We start from the raw sequence: 12,437 nt of genomic DNA, 5'->3' as shown, positions 1-12,437 counted from the left end.
CCCTCCGGGGCCCCCAAGCCGGGTGCCCCGACCCCCGGGGCGCGGCCCCGGGCCGGCCCCGGGGGCCCCGGCCCCCCCCACCACGCCGAACCGCCCCGCCACCGGCGAGCCGGCCGTGGCGACCTCGTGGTAGACGTACGGCCAGTTCCGCAGGAAGAGCAGGCCGCCGCGCTCGAACGCCGCGCGGGACTCCTCCTCCTGGTAGCCGAGCACCTCGGGCGGGATCCACCGGTCGCGCACGCCCCCGGCCAGGAACTCCAGCCCGGCCCGGGCCTGCGGGCTGTCCACCACGACCGAGCCGTCGCCCGCCAGCAGGTCCCCGCCCGCCGAGCGTATGGCCTCCAGCGCGTTGACGGCCAGCCCCTCGTACGGGCTCAACTGGCCCGCGTACCCGCCCAGTCCGTGCGCGGGCGCCAGCGTCCTGGCCTGCCGCGCCAGTTCGTCCCACGTCGTGGGCGGCTGCTCGCCGGCGGCGGCCAGCACGTCGCTGCGGTAGTACAGCAGGGCGGCGTTGGCGACGAACGGCACCGCGTACAGCCGCCCGTCGTACCGCCCGGTGCCGACGACCGGCGGCAGGAGGCCGTCCAGCGCGAACTCCGCCTCGTCCAGCGCCGCCGTCCAGCGGCGGGCCGCGAACTCGGCCGTCCACACGACGTCGATGTTGAGCACGTCGAAACGGCTGCCGCCGGCCGACAGCTCCCCGGCCAGCTGGGCGTGCACCTCGTCCGCCGCCGCCGGCAGCTCGACCAGCTCGGCCGGCTGGTCCGGGTGCTCCGCGTTCCAGTCGGCCAGCAGCCCGCCCAGGTAGTGCGTGGTGTCCCGGCCGGTGGCCAGCGTGACCGGCCCGACGCCCTGTGGATCGCCCGCCGCGTGCGAGCGCCCGGCCAGGCCGTACCAGGCGGACGCGCCCCCGGCCGCGAGCACCGCCGCCCCGCCCACCAGCGCGCGCGTCACGCGACGGCGGCCCGCGTGGGGCCCGGTGGGCGGCCGGTCTGCCATGGAGCTCCTTCATCGGGTCGGCGCGGGTGGGGCGCCGACGCACGTCCCTTTATACGGCCTCCCTGCTCAACGGCGCCCACCTGCCCGTACTGTGTGACCGAGGTGTAACCAGCGACGACGGAAGACCAAGGAAGAGGTGACGCCCGGTGCGCCATCAGCTGCTGGCGCTGCTGGCCCGGCAGCCCGCCTACGGGTACGAGCTCAAGCAGGGGCTTGAGCAGACCTTCGGCGCGGCGTACCCTCAGCCGAACATCGGCCAGATCTACGTGACCCTGAGCCGACTGGAGAAGTCCGGACTGATCCGCGGCACCGAGGTGACGCAGGAGGGCAGACCGGACAAGAAGGTCTACGAGATCACCGAGAAGGGCACCGCGGAACTCGCCGGCTGGTTCGAGGCCCCCACCGAAGGGCCGAGGGTCAGGGACGAGTTCTTCATGAAGCTGATCCTCGCCGAAGGCACCGACCTCGCCGACCGGCTGACGCTGATCAACAACCAGCGCCGGCACTGCATCAACACGATGCGCGGACTCAACAAACTGGCCGCCACCGAACGCGGCAACCGGACCTCGCTGCTGCTGATCGAGGGCGCCGTCCTGCACCTGCAGGCCGACCTCGACTGGCTGGAGCGTTGCCAGGAGGAACTCACGTGAGCGGCTCGGAGCCGATACCGCCGCTGCTGGCCGCCGACGCCCTGGTGCGCTCGCACCTGAGCGGCTCGACCCTGATACCCGCCGTCCGCGGCATCAGCCTGCGGATCGACCGGGGCGAGTTCGTCGCCGTCACCGGCCCCTCCGGCGCCGGCAAGTCCACCCTGCTGCACCTCCTCGCCGGCCTGCTGCGCCCCGACGAGGGCGAGCTGCGGCTCGACGGCCGCCGGGTCGACGGGCTGCGCGAGGCCGCCTGGGCCCGCCTGCGCCGGCGCCACTACGGCATCGTCTTCCAGAGCGGCAACCTCCTCTCCGACTTCTCCGTCGCCGACAACATCGAACTGACCGCCCTCCTCGCCGGCCTGCCGGCCCGCACCGCCCGCGAACGCCGCCAGGAACTCCTGGAAGAGCTCGGCCTCGCCCACAAGGCCGCCGCCGGGCCCGGCGAACTCTCCGGCGGCGAACGCCAGCGCGTCGCCCTGGCCCGCGCCCTGGTCAACCGGCCCGACCTGCTCCTCGCCGACGAGCCCACCGGCAACCTCGACAGCCGCAGCACCCGCGACGTCCTCGCCCTGCTCACCCGCTACCACGAGCAGGGCACCACGATCGTGCTCGTCACCCACGACGCCCGGGCCGCCAGCACCGCCGACCGCGTCGTCAGCCTCTTCGACGGCCGGATCGCCGACGACGCCCGGGTCGAGGAGCCCCCGGCCGCGCGGCGCGGCGCCATCGGGGTCCGCGACATCATCGACTTCGGCGGCTGAGCCGGTGCGCGCCCTCCTCCGCTGGATCCGCGCCGACCTGCGCTCGCACCGCGTCCACGCCCTGCTCGTCGTCCTTGCCACCGGCGGCACCGCCGCGGCCCTCCTGCTCGCCGGAGCCCTGCTCGGCGCCGCCGCCGACCCGTGGCAGCGCCAGTTCCAGGCCGCCGGATCGCCCGACGTCCGTCTCGACTTGCGGCCGTCCGCGACCGCCCAGGCCGCCCAGGCCGCCGGGGCCGTCGGGGCCGCCGGGGCCGAGAGCGCCCAGGCCGGGGGCGACGAACCGTCCGCCGCCCTGCTCGCGCGCGAACCCGGCGTCGTCGCCGTCTCACCGCCCCAGCACACGGCCGAGACCACCCTCGTCGGCCGCCGCCCCGACGGCGCCGCCACCGCGGGCCCCACCGACCGCACCACGCTCGTGCTGCGCGGCGACACCCCGGACGCGCCCCGCCCGCTGCTGCGCTCCGGCAGCTGGCTCGACCCGTCCGACAGCCACGGCATCGTGCTCGAACAGTCCGCGGCCGACGCCGCCTGGGCCCGCCCCGGGGACCGCCTGACCGTCCTCGACGGCCACGGCGGCCCGGTCGAACTGCGCGTCCTCGGCATCGCCGACAGCCCCGACCAACTGCCCAGCCAGGCCGCCGGCTACGACCTCGGCTGGACCCTGCCCGCCACCCTCGACCTCGTCCAGCCGGACCGGGCGGCCCAGGGCCTCACCCTCGGACTGCGCCTCGCCCACCCCTTCGACGCCGCCTACACCGCCCAGCGGGCGGTCAGCCTCCTCGGCGCCGACCGGGTCTCCCGGATCACCACCTGGCTCGACGCCCGCGACGCGCGGCAGCAGGACGACCGGCTCGCCGGCCTCCTGCTCGGGCTCTGCGGCCTGGCCGCGCTGCTCTCCGCCGCCCTCGCGGTGGCCGGCGCGGCCGGCGGCCGGATCCGCACCAGGACCGGCGACATCGCCCTGCTCAAGGCGCTCGGCTTCACCGCCGGCCAGGTCGCCTGGATGTTCATCGCCGAACAACTGCTCCTGGCCGGCACCGGCGTCCTGCTCGGCGCGGGCGGCGCCGCGATCGCCGCGCGCGCCGTCCCGGCCCTCGGCGGCGGGACGGACGTCCTCCACCGGCTCGTCCCCGGCGGCACCGCCGCCACCATCGGCGTCATGGCCGCCGCGCTCGTCTCCGTCGGTGCCGCCGCCGCCCTGCCCGCACTGCGCGCCGCCCGGGTCGCCCCCGTCCCGCCGACCGACGGCACCCGACCGCCCGCCATGACGGCTCGCCCGGTCCGCCTCGGCCCGCTGCGGCGGCTGCCGCCCGCCCTCGTCCTCGGCCTCGGCGGCGTGCTGCGCCGGCGCTCCGGCCTGGTCGTCAGCGCCGTCCGGCTCACCGTCCCGGTCGTCGCCGCCACCCTGGCCCTGAGCACCTGGGCCACGCTCGACGCCGTCACCCGGCCCGACGGCGGCGTCACCGCCCCGTCCGTCACGGCCCGCCGGGCCAGCCCCGAACGCACGCCGGACGACGCTGGGCTCGCCGCCGCCCTGGCCGCCGACCCCGCCATCCGCGGCGCCTACCCCGGCAGCGAGATGCAGGCCCTCGCGCCCGGCCAGTCCGCGACGCTCACCCTGCGCGCCGTCGGCACCACCGACGCGCCCTACCCGTACACCGTCGTCGAGGGCCGGGCGATCCGCGCGACCGACGAGGCCGTCGCCGGCCAGGGCGCCCTCGACCTGCTCGGCGCCAAGGTCGGCCAGTGGGTGCGCGTCACCACCGGCGGCACCCCGCGCATCCTGCACGTCGTCGGGCGCGACCTCGAACCCGAGCACGGCGGCCGCGTCCTTTCCACCGGCTTCGACACCCTCGACCGGCCCGGCGACCCCACCCGCCCCGACTTCTGGCAGCTCGCGCTGCGCCCCGGCCACGACCCGGCCGAGGTTCAGCGCGACCTCCCCGCCCGCGCCGGACTCGCCGGGCAGGTCGAGCTGCGCCTCCCGGCCGGCCCCGTCACCCGACCCGGCGCGCTGCGGGCCAGCGTGGTCGGGCTGCTGCTCCTGCTCGCCCTCATCTGCCTGGTGGAACTGCTCACCACGGCCGCGGCGGGCTTCCACGAGCGGCGCCGCGACCTCGGCCTGCTGCGGGCGCTCGGCCTGACCCCGGGCCAGTCCGCCGTCGTGCTGGCCGTTCGCGGCACGGCCATCGCCCTGCCCACGGTCGCCGCCGGGGCGGCCGCCGGCATCCCGCTCGTCCGGTGGCTGATCGACCGCCAGGGCGAGCTGGGCGGCATCGGCGCGGGCATCGCGCGGGCCCCGTCGCTCTGGACGGTCCTCGCCCTGGCCGCCCTCGGTGCCGCGACGGCGGCCGTCCTCTCCGCCCTCCCGGTCGTGCGTGCCCGCCCGTCCACCCGGACCCCGGACGTCCCCGGCACATAGCTCAGGGGAGGATGGGCACCGCGTGTGAGTCTTGAGAGGGGACAACGGTGCAACTGCCCGCCGACGTCGGCGCCGAGATCGACGACCTGTGCCGGGAGGGCGACGCCCTCGCCGGGATGGGCGAGCTCGACGAAGCCAAGCAGCGCTACCTCGAAGCGCTGCGGCTGTTGCCCGGCGATCCCCGGCAGTGGGCGGCCTCGACCTGGATCTACGTCGCGATCGGGGACGTCCACTTCCGGACCAGGGTGTACGACAAGTCGCACAAGTGCTTCCACAACGCCGTCCAGTGCCCCGGAGGACTCGGGAACCCCTACGTCCACCTGCGCCTGGGCCAGACCGCGTTCGAGCTGGGTGACCACGACCGGGCCGCGGACGAGCTGACCAGGGCGTACATGGGCGGCGGGCCGGAGATCTTCGCGGAGGACGCCCCCGAGTACCTCGCGTTCCTGCGGACGCGCGCCGACCTGAACGACGGCACCTGAGCCCGCCGGGGCGTTCAGGGCCGGCGGCCGCGGAACGTCCGGCGCAGGTCGTCCACCCAGGCGTCGGGGTTCTCCCAGGGGATGAAGTGGCCGCCGTGGTCATGGGCGTTGACGTTGACGTGGTTGAACCAGGCGGCCTGCGGGCCGGTTTCGAACGCCCGGACGCGCTCGTCCGCGGTGTGGACGCCCGGCGGGTTCTCGTACGTGACGAAGGTGAGGCCGACCGGGGCCTCCACAGCCGGGGCGCGGTCGTGGGCGGGGGACCACGGGTAGCGGTTGGCGTTGGCGTAGTAACGCATCGACGTGGCGATGGAGTTGTTCACCCAGAAGATCGTGGCGTGCGTGAGCAGGTCGTCCCTGCTGAAGACGGACTCGACGTCGCCGCCGTTGTCGCTCCAGGCGTTCCACCGCTCCAGCAGCCAGGCGAGCAGCCCGGCGGGCGAGTCGCTCAGCCCGTGGGCCAGGGTGGCACCGTCGAGCACGTGCACGGCGAGGTGCGACGCCCAGCGGTGGTCCTGCTCGACGATGCGCGCGCGGACGTCGGCGGGCTGGTCGTCGGTGAGGGGCCGGTTCCGGGCGAAGTCCCAGGCGCGGGGACCGTTGAAGAAGTCGAGCGGCAGGCCGGAGCCGATGTGGATGCCGTACAGCTCGTCGGCGTACTTGTGGCCGAGCTGGCTGGAGACGAGCGCGCCGATGTCGCAGCCCCCGGCGGCGTACGTCCCGTACCCCAGGGTCTCGGTCATCAGGGTGTGCCAGAGGTCGGCGACCTTCCAGAAGTTGACGTCCGGAAAGCCGGTGAGCGGCCCGGGGAAGCCGAAGCCGGGCAGGGACGGCACGATGACGTCGAACGCGTCGGCCGGGTCCCCGCCGAAGGCCGCCGGGTCGGCGAGCGGCCCGATCACCTTCGACCAGTGCCAGAACGTCCACGGCCAGCCGTGGGTGAGGATCAGCGGGACCGGGCGCGGGCCGCGGCCGGCCTCGCGCAGGAAGTGCACCGGGACGCCGGAGACCTTCGCCACGTAGTGCTCGTGGACGTTGATCGCGGCCTCGGCCTTGCGCCAGTCGTAACCGTCCCGCCAGTGGGCGACCAGCTCGCGGAGGTAGCCGGCCGGGACGCCGTAGGACCAGTGCTCGTTGCCCTCGTCCGCCGGCGGCCGGGTCGAGGCGAGACGGGCGCGGAGGTCGGCTAGGACCTCGTCGGGCACGTGGATCGGGGTGGGCTCCAGCGGGAAGGCGGGCGTGGTCACGGCGTGGCTCCTTCCGGGGTGGGCAGGGCCAACGCTACCGGGTTCCCGCCGGGCCGCGCGGTTCTCGCGGGGGGGCGAGGCGGCAACGGCCCGCGGAAGCCGACCCGGTGACGGTACCTCAGCCGCACCAGTTCGATCACCGCGGTGACCGTCACCGCGACCGGCCCGGCCAGCAGTCCGGCCACCGAGGCCGCGTCGTGCGTCGACGTGTGCTTGGTGTCGACCAGGGTGACGTGCCCGAGCAGGGTGAGCCAGACCAGCAGCACCGCGACCAACGGCCGCACCAGCGGGTGCCCGCCCACGGCGAAGGAGTTGCGGTGCATCAGGTACACCGACGGGAGGGTGAACGCCGGCAGCCAGATCGCCACCAGCAGGTTCAGCCCGACCGTGTTGCCGATGTACGCGTTGGCATCGGACTTCATCATCACCAGGAACGCCGCGAACGTGGCCACACCGGTGAACACCGGCCGGGCCACCAGGCGCGCCACCCGCCGCCTGGTGCCGCTCCGGGCCAGCAGCACCAGCGGCACGCAGGCGAGCAGCAGCGCGGCCGGCCCGCTGAGCAGCATCACGATGCTGTCCCCGAACGAGTCCAGGAACAGCTCGTTGGCGGAGGCGCCGTTCGCCACCCGCACGACGAAGAGGACCAGGCCGAGGCCGAGCAGCGCCCGGGCCAGCATGAGCCGCTCCACCAGCGGGTCGAGCGTCTGCGCCACCAGCTGCGTGACCACCGGCTGCAGCATCGGATCCAGCAGCTCCGCCCCCGCCAGCGACGCGACCCCGGAGGCCGACATCCGCATCATCCGGTAGGGCCCGTACAACCGGCTCGCCAGCCGCCAGGGCAGCACCACGTCGAGCACCCAGTCCCGCGGTGGCCGCCGCGGCACCGGCGGCTGCCAGTAGGGCGGCCGCTCGTACCCGGCCGCGAGGCCGCCCGGCGGCACGGACGTGGTCATGGACGGCCCCCCGTGGTCGTCGGAACGCTTCGCACGTCGAAGCGCTGAAACCGTGCCAGCTCACGGGGGCGGTGCGCAATCCTATTTGCCGTCCTTTCGCCGTGCGATGGCGGCGGGGGTGACGGGGGTGAAGAAGTTGACGAGGTTCCCGTCGGGGTCGCGGAGCAGCAGCGACCGGTTGCCCCACGGCATGGTGGTGGGCCCGGCGACGAAGTCGGTGACGAAGGAGGTCAGCTTCTCGTGGACGAGGTCCACGTCGTCGACCAGGAACTCGGTGATCACACTGTCGTTGGCCGCCGGCCGGGCGGAGCCCGGGGCGAACAGCGGGACGGTGCGGGTGCCGGCGATCGCGAGGGTCGCGCCCCCGACGGCGATCTCGGCGAAGTCCTCGGTGGCCCACGCCGCCCGGGCCCCGGTGGCCCGCTCGTAGAAGTCGACGAGGCGCGCGACGTCGGCGGTGATGATGCGGATCGAGACGAATTCCATGGCGGGCTCCTCGGCCGTTCGGAAGGTGTGCACGAGGCGTGCACGGGTTTGTACGTCGCAGGCTAGGAGAAATAGGGGACAGAATCGGTCCACTATTCGCGTTAGGCTGCGAACATGCCCCGACCCACCGGCCGCGTCCTCACGCTCCTGGAGCTGCTGCAGTCGGGCGGCACCCGCACCGTGGCCGAACTCGCCGAGCGGCTCGGTGTCCAGGGGCGCACCGTGCGGCGGTACGTGGACCAACTGATCGACCTGGACGTGCCCGTGGAATCGGTGCGCGGCCGCTACGGCGGGTACCGGCTCGCCCCCGGCTACCGCCTGCCTCCGCTGATGCTCAACGACGACGAGGCACTGGCCGTGCTGCTCGGCCTGGTCGCCGGCCGTCGAACGGGCCTGGCGGCGGCGGAGCGCACGGCGGGCGAGACGGCGGCGGCGAAGATCCGGCGGGTGCTGCCGAAGCACGTCGCCCGCCGGCTCGACACGCTCATGGAAGCCCTCGCCTTCACGGACCGGCCCGGTGAGTTCGAGACCCCGGACGCCGAGGTCCTGCTCACCGTCGCCGACGCCGTGCGCCACCGCCGCCCGCTCTCGATCCGCTACACCGACCGCGACGGGCGCCGCAGCGACCGCACGCTCCACGCGTACGGGATCGTCGCCCACGCGGGCCGCTGGTACGTCACCGGCCAGGACGCCCGGCTCGGCGAGGGCCGTACCTTCCGGCTCGACCGCATCGCGGACGCCAGGCCCCTGCCCGGCTCGTTCGAGGCGCCCGAGGGCCCCGATCCGGCCCAGCGGGTGCTGTCGGCCTTCGCCACGGCCGACTACCGGCACGAGGTGACCGTACGGATCCACGGAACGGTCGAGCAGATCCGCGCTCACCTCCCCGCCGCCGTCGCGATCCTGGAGGAGGAGGGGGAGGAGGAGACGGCCGAGTGCTGGCGCCGTGTCGAGCTGCGGGTGGAGCGCCTCGACTGGCTCCCGGCGGTCCTCGCCGCCCTCGACCGCCCCTTCGTCATCGACCGCCCCGCCGAACTGCGCGACCTCGTCCTCGCCCTGGCCGACCGCCTCACGTCCCACGCCCGCCGAGCCTGAGCGCCCGCCCCGGTCGGGTGGGTTCGCCGTGGCTGCGGTGCACGAAGCCTGCCGGGACGGCCTTCATGCCCCCGCAGGACCCCGATCGTCCTGCTCTTGCGCCTGCGCCCAGGTGGCCGCCCATTCGCCGAGCGGCCGGAGAGCGTCGCCGAGCTCCGTCCCCAGCCGAGTGAGCTCGTAGCCATCGGCCGAGGGGGCGATGATCCCGCCTGACGAGAGTTCGCGAAGTCGCTGGTAGAGGACGCTGGACGACATGCCTGCGCACCGTGCCAGCAGCGCCCGCGCACCGAGCGGACCGGCCCGCAGCTCCCAGATGATGCGCAGCGCCCACCGACGGCCGAAGAGGTCCATCGCGGCCATGATCGGACGGCCGGTCGTCGATCCACGAACCGGTGTTCCTGGGCGCGGTGTCGGCATGGTCCTCCTTGTGTTTCGTTATCAGAAACACTAGCATCCACCGCGTGTTTCTGATTTAGAAACAATCTCGAGGGGGCACCGAATGACCGCAACAGGAACCGGAACACCGACCGCGACCGGCATACGCCTGCACGCACCGGCCCCGGGCTGGTCGATCGACGCGGACGTCGTGGTCGTCGGCTCCGGCGTGGCGGGCCTCACCGCGGCCCTCCGCTGCACGGCAGCCGGCCTGCGCACCGTCGTCGTCACCAAGGCCCGCCTGGACGACGGCTCCACCCGCTGGGCCCAGGGCGGCATCGCGGCCGCGCTCGGCGAGGGCGACTCCCCTCAGCAGCACCTGGCCGACACGCTGGTCGCGGGGGCCGGACTCTGCGACGAGAGCGCGGTCCGCGCCCTGGTCACCGAGGGTCCCGACGCGGTACGCCGCCTCATCGCCGCCGGCGCCCACTTCGACACCTCGCCCGAGGGCGACCTCCAGCTCACCCGTGAGGGCGGCCACCATCGCCGCCGCATCGTCCACGCGGGCGGCGACGCCTCGGGCGCGGAAGTCTCCCGCGCCCTGGTCGAAGCGGTCCGTGCCGCAGTGGTCCGGACGATCGAGAACGCCCTGGTCCTGGACCTGCTGACGGACGCCGAAGGCCGTACGGCCGGCGTCACCCTGCACGTCATGGGCGAGGGCCGGCACGACGGCGTCGGCGCGGTCCGCGCCCCGGCCGTCGTCCTCGCGACGGGCGGCATCGGCCAGGTCTACTCCGCGACGACCAACCCCTCGGTCTCCACCGGAGACGGCGTGGCACTCGCCCTGCGCGCCGGAGCCGACATCGCCGACCTCGAATTCGTCCAGTTCCACCCCACGGTCCTCTACCTGGGGCCGGGCGCGGGGGGCCAGCAGCCCCTGGTGTCCGAGGCGGTACGGGGTGAGGGCGCCCACCTGGTCGACGCGACGGGCACCCGGTTCATGCTCGGGCAGCACGAACTGGCCGAACTCGCCCCCCGCGACATCGTCGCCAAGGGCATCACGCGCCAGATGCAGCTCCACGGCACCGAGCACGTGTACCTGGACGCCCGTCACTTCGGCGCGGAGATGTGGGAGAGCCGCTTCCCCACGATCCTCGCCGTCTGCCGCAGCCACGGCATCGACCCGGTCACGGAGCCGATTCCCGTCTTTCCGGCCGCCCACCACGCGTCGGGTGGCATACGGACCGACCTGCGTGGCCGCACCACGGTCCCCGGCCTCTACGCCTGCGGCGAGGTCGCGTGCACCGGGGTCCACGGCGCCAACCGCCTCGCCTCCAACTCCCTCCTCGAGGGCCTGGTCTTCGCGGAACGCATCGCGGACGACATCACGGCGACCGCGCGCGAGCACACCGACCCGGTGATCCCCGAGGGCACCACGCTCCCGCTCCTGGCCCCCGAGACCCGCCTCGCGATCCAGCGGATCATGACGAGGGGCGCCGGAGTGATCCGCTCCGCGGCGAGCCTCGCCGAGGCGGCCGCGCACCTCGAAGCCATCAGGGCGGACGCGGACACCGAGGCCCCCGACGACCGCGAGCCGGCCGTCCCCGGCGTCGAGGCCTGGGAGGCGACGAACCTCCTGTGCGTGGCCCGCGCCCTGGTCGCCGCGGCCCGACTCCGCGAGGAGACCCGCGGCTGCCACTGGCGCAAGGACCACCCGGACCGCGAAGACGCCGACTGGCGCCGCCACTTGGTCGTCCGGCTGCAGTCGGACCGCTCGCTCGCGGTCCACACCACGGACACCACGGAATTCCCCCCTACCGTTCCTCCCCTTCTCCAGGAGGTATGACCGTGAGCACCTTTGACCTTCCCCTCCTCCCGGCCGACGGCCGCAGCGACGACTGCGGTGAGGCGGGCGGCCTTGACCCCGTCCTCGCCCGGCTCCTCAAGGACGCGGGCCTGGACCCGGTCGAGGTCGAGGACATCGCGCGCACGGCACTCGCGGAGGACCTGGCCCGGGGCGTGGACGTCACCACGCTCGCGACGGTCCCCGAAGAGGCCGTGGCGACAGGCGACTTCACCGCGCGCGAGGCGGGCACCGTCGCCGGGATCCACATCGCCGAAGCAGTGCTCTCAGTGGTCTGCACGGACACCTTCGAGGTCGAGCGCCACGTCGAGGACGGCGACCGCGTCGAGGCGGGCCGGAAACTCCTCTCGGTCACCGCCCGCACCCGCGACCTGCTCACCGCCGAGCGCAGCGCCCTCAACCTCCTCTGCCGCCTCTCGGGCATCGCGACGGCCACCAGCGCCTGGGCGGACGCACTCGACGGCACCAGGGCCGAGGTCCGCGACACCCGCAAGACGACCCCGGGCCTGCGCTCCCTGGAGAAGTACGCGGTCCGCTGCGGCGGCGGCGTCAACCACCGCATGTCCCTCTCGGACGCGGCCCTGGTCAAGGACAACCACGTGGTGGCGGCGGGCGGCGTGGCCGAGGCCTTCACGCTCGTCCGCGAAAGCTTTCCCGGCCTCGCGATCGAGGTGGAGGTCGACACCCTCACTCAGCTCGCCGAAGTCCTGGAGGCCGGCGCGGACTTGATCCTCCTGGACAACTTCACCCCGGCGGAGACAGCCGAGGCGGTGGCCCTGGTCGACGGCCGGGCGATGCTGGAGTCCTCCGGCCGCCTGACCCTCGACACGGTCCGCGCGTACGCCGAGGCGGGTGTCGACTACCTCTCGGTCGGAGCCCTGACGCACTCCTCGCCGATCCTCGACATCGGCCTGGACCTCCGACACGACCGGAAGCACCGGCTCGTACGCACGAGTACCACCGCACGTTCGGCTCCGGGTCGTACCTGAGCGGGGGAAAGCCGGACCGCCCCGGCGGCCGGGCGGGGGGGGTCGGGGCCGGGCGGGCCCGGGGGGGTCGGGGTTGGGGGGCGGGCGGGGACGTGTGAGGGGGGCTCCCCCGGT

At 74.4% G+C, this 12,437-nt stretch carries 12 protein-coding genes; 7 read left to right on the top strand and 5 right to left on the bottom strand.

Annotated elements, in window-relative coordinates:
- A partial coding sequence (locus tag ACFV4G_RS36670) for an extracellular solute-binding protein (protein WP_380446621.1) occupies positions 1–999 on the bottom strand: 999 nt, incomplete at its 3' end.
- 146 nt (positions 1,000–1,145) lie between these two features.
- Here ACFV4G_RS36670 and ACFV4G_RS36665 point away from each other — a divergent pair.
- From ACFV4G_RS36665 to ACFV4G_RS36650, 4 genes are read left to right on the top strand one after another with little or no spacing between them, the layout of a single operon-like run.
- Positions 1,146–1,649, top strand: coding sequence for a PadR family transcriptional regulator (locus ACFV4G_RS36665; protein ID WP_359970602.1), 504 nt, complete (start codon positions 1,146–1,148; stop codon positions 1,647–1,649).
- Complete coding sequence (locus ACFV4G_RS36660) at positions 1,646–2,410, top strand: ABC transporter ATP-binding protein (protein WP_380446618.1); 765 nt, start codon at positions 1,646–1,648, stop codon at positions 2,408–2,410. Before ACFV4G_RS36665 ends, ACFV4G_RS36660 begins: the two co-directional genes overlap by 4 nt.
- A 4-nt stretch (positions 2,411–2,414) precedes the next feature.
- Complete coding sequence (locus ACFV4G_RS36655; protein WP_380446616.1) at positions 2,415–4,832, top strand: FtsX-like permease family protein; 2,418 nt, start codon at positions 2,415–2,417, stop codon at positions 4,830–4,832.
- Between the two features lie 47 nt (positions 4,833–4,879).
- Positions 4,880–5,314, top strand: a complete 435-nt coding sequence (locus ACFV4G_RS36650; protein ID WP_380446614.1) for a tetratricopeptide repeat protein — start codon at positions 4,880–4,882, stop codon at positions 5,312–5,314.
- A 14-nt stretch (positions 5,315–5,328) separates the two neighbouring features.
- Here the strand turns inward: ACFV4G_RS36650 and ACFV4G_RS36645 are convergent, their stop codons facing one another.
- The 3 genes from ACFV4G_RS36645 to ACFV4G_RS36635 all read right to left on the bottom strand — a co-directional run bounded on the left by ACFV4G_RS36645 (position 5,329) and on the right by ACFV4G_RS36635 (position 8,003).
- Positions 5,329–6,561 carry an epoxide hydrolase family protein gene (locus tag ACFV4G_RS36645; protein ID WP_380446611.1) on the bottom strand — a complete coding sequence of 411 codons (1,233 nt, stop codon included), beginning with the start codon at positions 6,559–6,561 and terminating at the stop codon, positions 5,329–5,331.
- A complete protein-coding gene (locus ACFV4G_RS36640; RefSeq protein WP_380446608.1) occupies positions 6,558–7,517 on the bottom strand; it encodes a hypothetical protein in 960 nt (319 codons plus the stop codon). Before ACFV4G_RS36640 ends, ACFV4G_RS36645 begins: the two co-directional genes overlap by 4 nt.
- Before the next feature lie 81 nt (positions 7,518–7,598).
- Complete coding sequence (locus ACFV4G_RS36635) at positions 7,599–8,003, bottom strand: VOC family protein (protein WP_380446605.1); 405 nt, start codon at positions 8,001–8,003, stop codon at positions 7,599–7,601.
- 114 nt (positions 8,004–8,117) lie between these two features.
- Between ACFV4G_RS36635 and ACFV4G_RS36630 the strand changes: the two genes are divergently transcribed.
- The gene (locus tag ACFV4G_RS36630; RefSeq protein WP_380446603.1) at positions 8,118–9,095 is read left to right on the top strand and encodes a helix-turn-helix transcriptional regulator; all 978 of its coding nucleotides are present in this window, start codon (positions 8,118–8,120) and stop codon (positions 9,093–9,095) included.
- Between the two features lie 63 nt (positions 9,096–9,158).
- Here ACFV4G_RS36630 and ACFV4G_RS36625 read toward each other — a convergent pair whose 3' ends face one another.
- Complete coding sequence (locus ACFV4G_RS36625; RefSeq protein ID WP_380446626.1) at positions 9,159–9,455, bottom strand: winged helix-turn-helix transcriptional regulator; 297 nt, start codon at positions 9,453–9,455, stop codon at positions 9,159–9,161.
- 139 nt (positions 9,456–9,594) lie between these two features.
- Here ACFV4G_RS36625 and ACFV4G_RS36620 point away from each other — a divergent pair, with 139 nt between their 5' ends.
- On the top strand, positions 9,595–11,316 hold the full coding sequence (locus tag ACFV4G_RS36620) for an L-aspartate oxidase (RefSeq protein WP_380446600.1): 1,722 nt from the start codon (positions 9,595–9,597) through the stop codon (positions 11,314–11,316).
- 2 nt (positions 11,317–11,318) lie between these two features.
- Entirely contained in the window at positions 11,319–12,323 is a 1,005-nt protein-coding gene (gene nadC, locus ACFV4G_RS36615) for a carboxylating nicotinate-nucleotide diphosphorylase (RefSeq protein ID WP_380446598.1), read from the top strand.
- The last annotated feature ends 114 nt before the right edge of the window (positions 12,324–12,437 follow it).

Source organism: Kitasatospora sp. NPDC059747, from assembly GCF_042732955.1.
GTDB lineage: Bacteria > Actinomycetota > Actinomycetes > Streptomycetales > Streptomycetaceae > Kitasatospora.
This window is presented reverse-complemented; position numbering and strand designations above follow the sequence as displayed.

Coding starts and splice junctions, on each gene's coding strand:
- ACFV4G_RS36635 (WP_380446605.1), bottom strand. CDS start 8,003: ATGGAATTCGTCTCGATCCGCATCATCACCGCCGACGTCGCGCGCCTC.
- ACFV4G_RS36640 (WP_380446608.1), bottom strand. CDS start 7,517: ATGACCACGTCCGTGCCGCCGGGCGGCCTCGCGGCCGGGTACGAGCGG.
- ACFV4G_RS36630 (WP_380446603.1), top strand. CDS start 8,118: ATGCCCCGACCCACCGGCCGCGTCCTCACGCTCCTGGAGCTGCTGCAG.
- ACFV4G_RS36625 (WP_380446626.1), bottom strand. CDS start 9,455: ATGGCCGCGATGGACCTCTTCGGCCGTCGGTGGGCGCTGCGCATCATC.
- ACFV4G_RS36620 (WP_380446600.1), top strand. CDS start 9,595: ATGACCGCAACAGGAACCGGAACACCGACCGCGACCGGCATACGCCTG.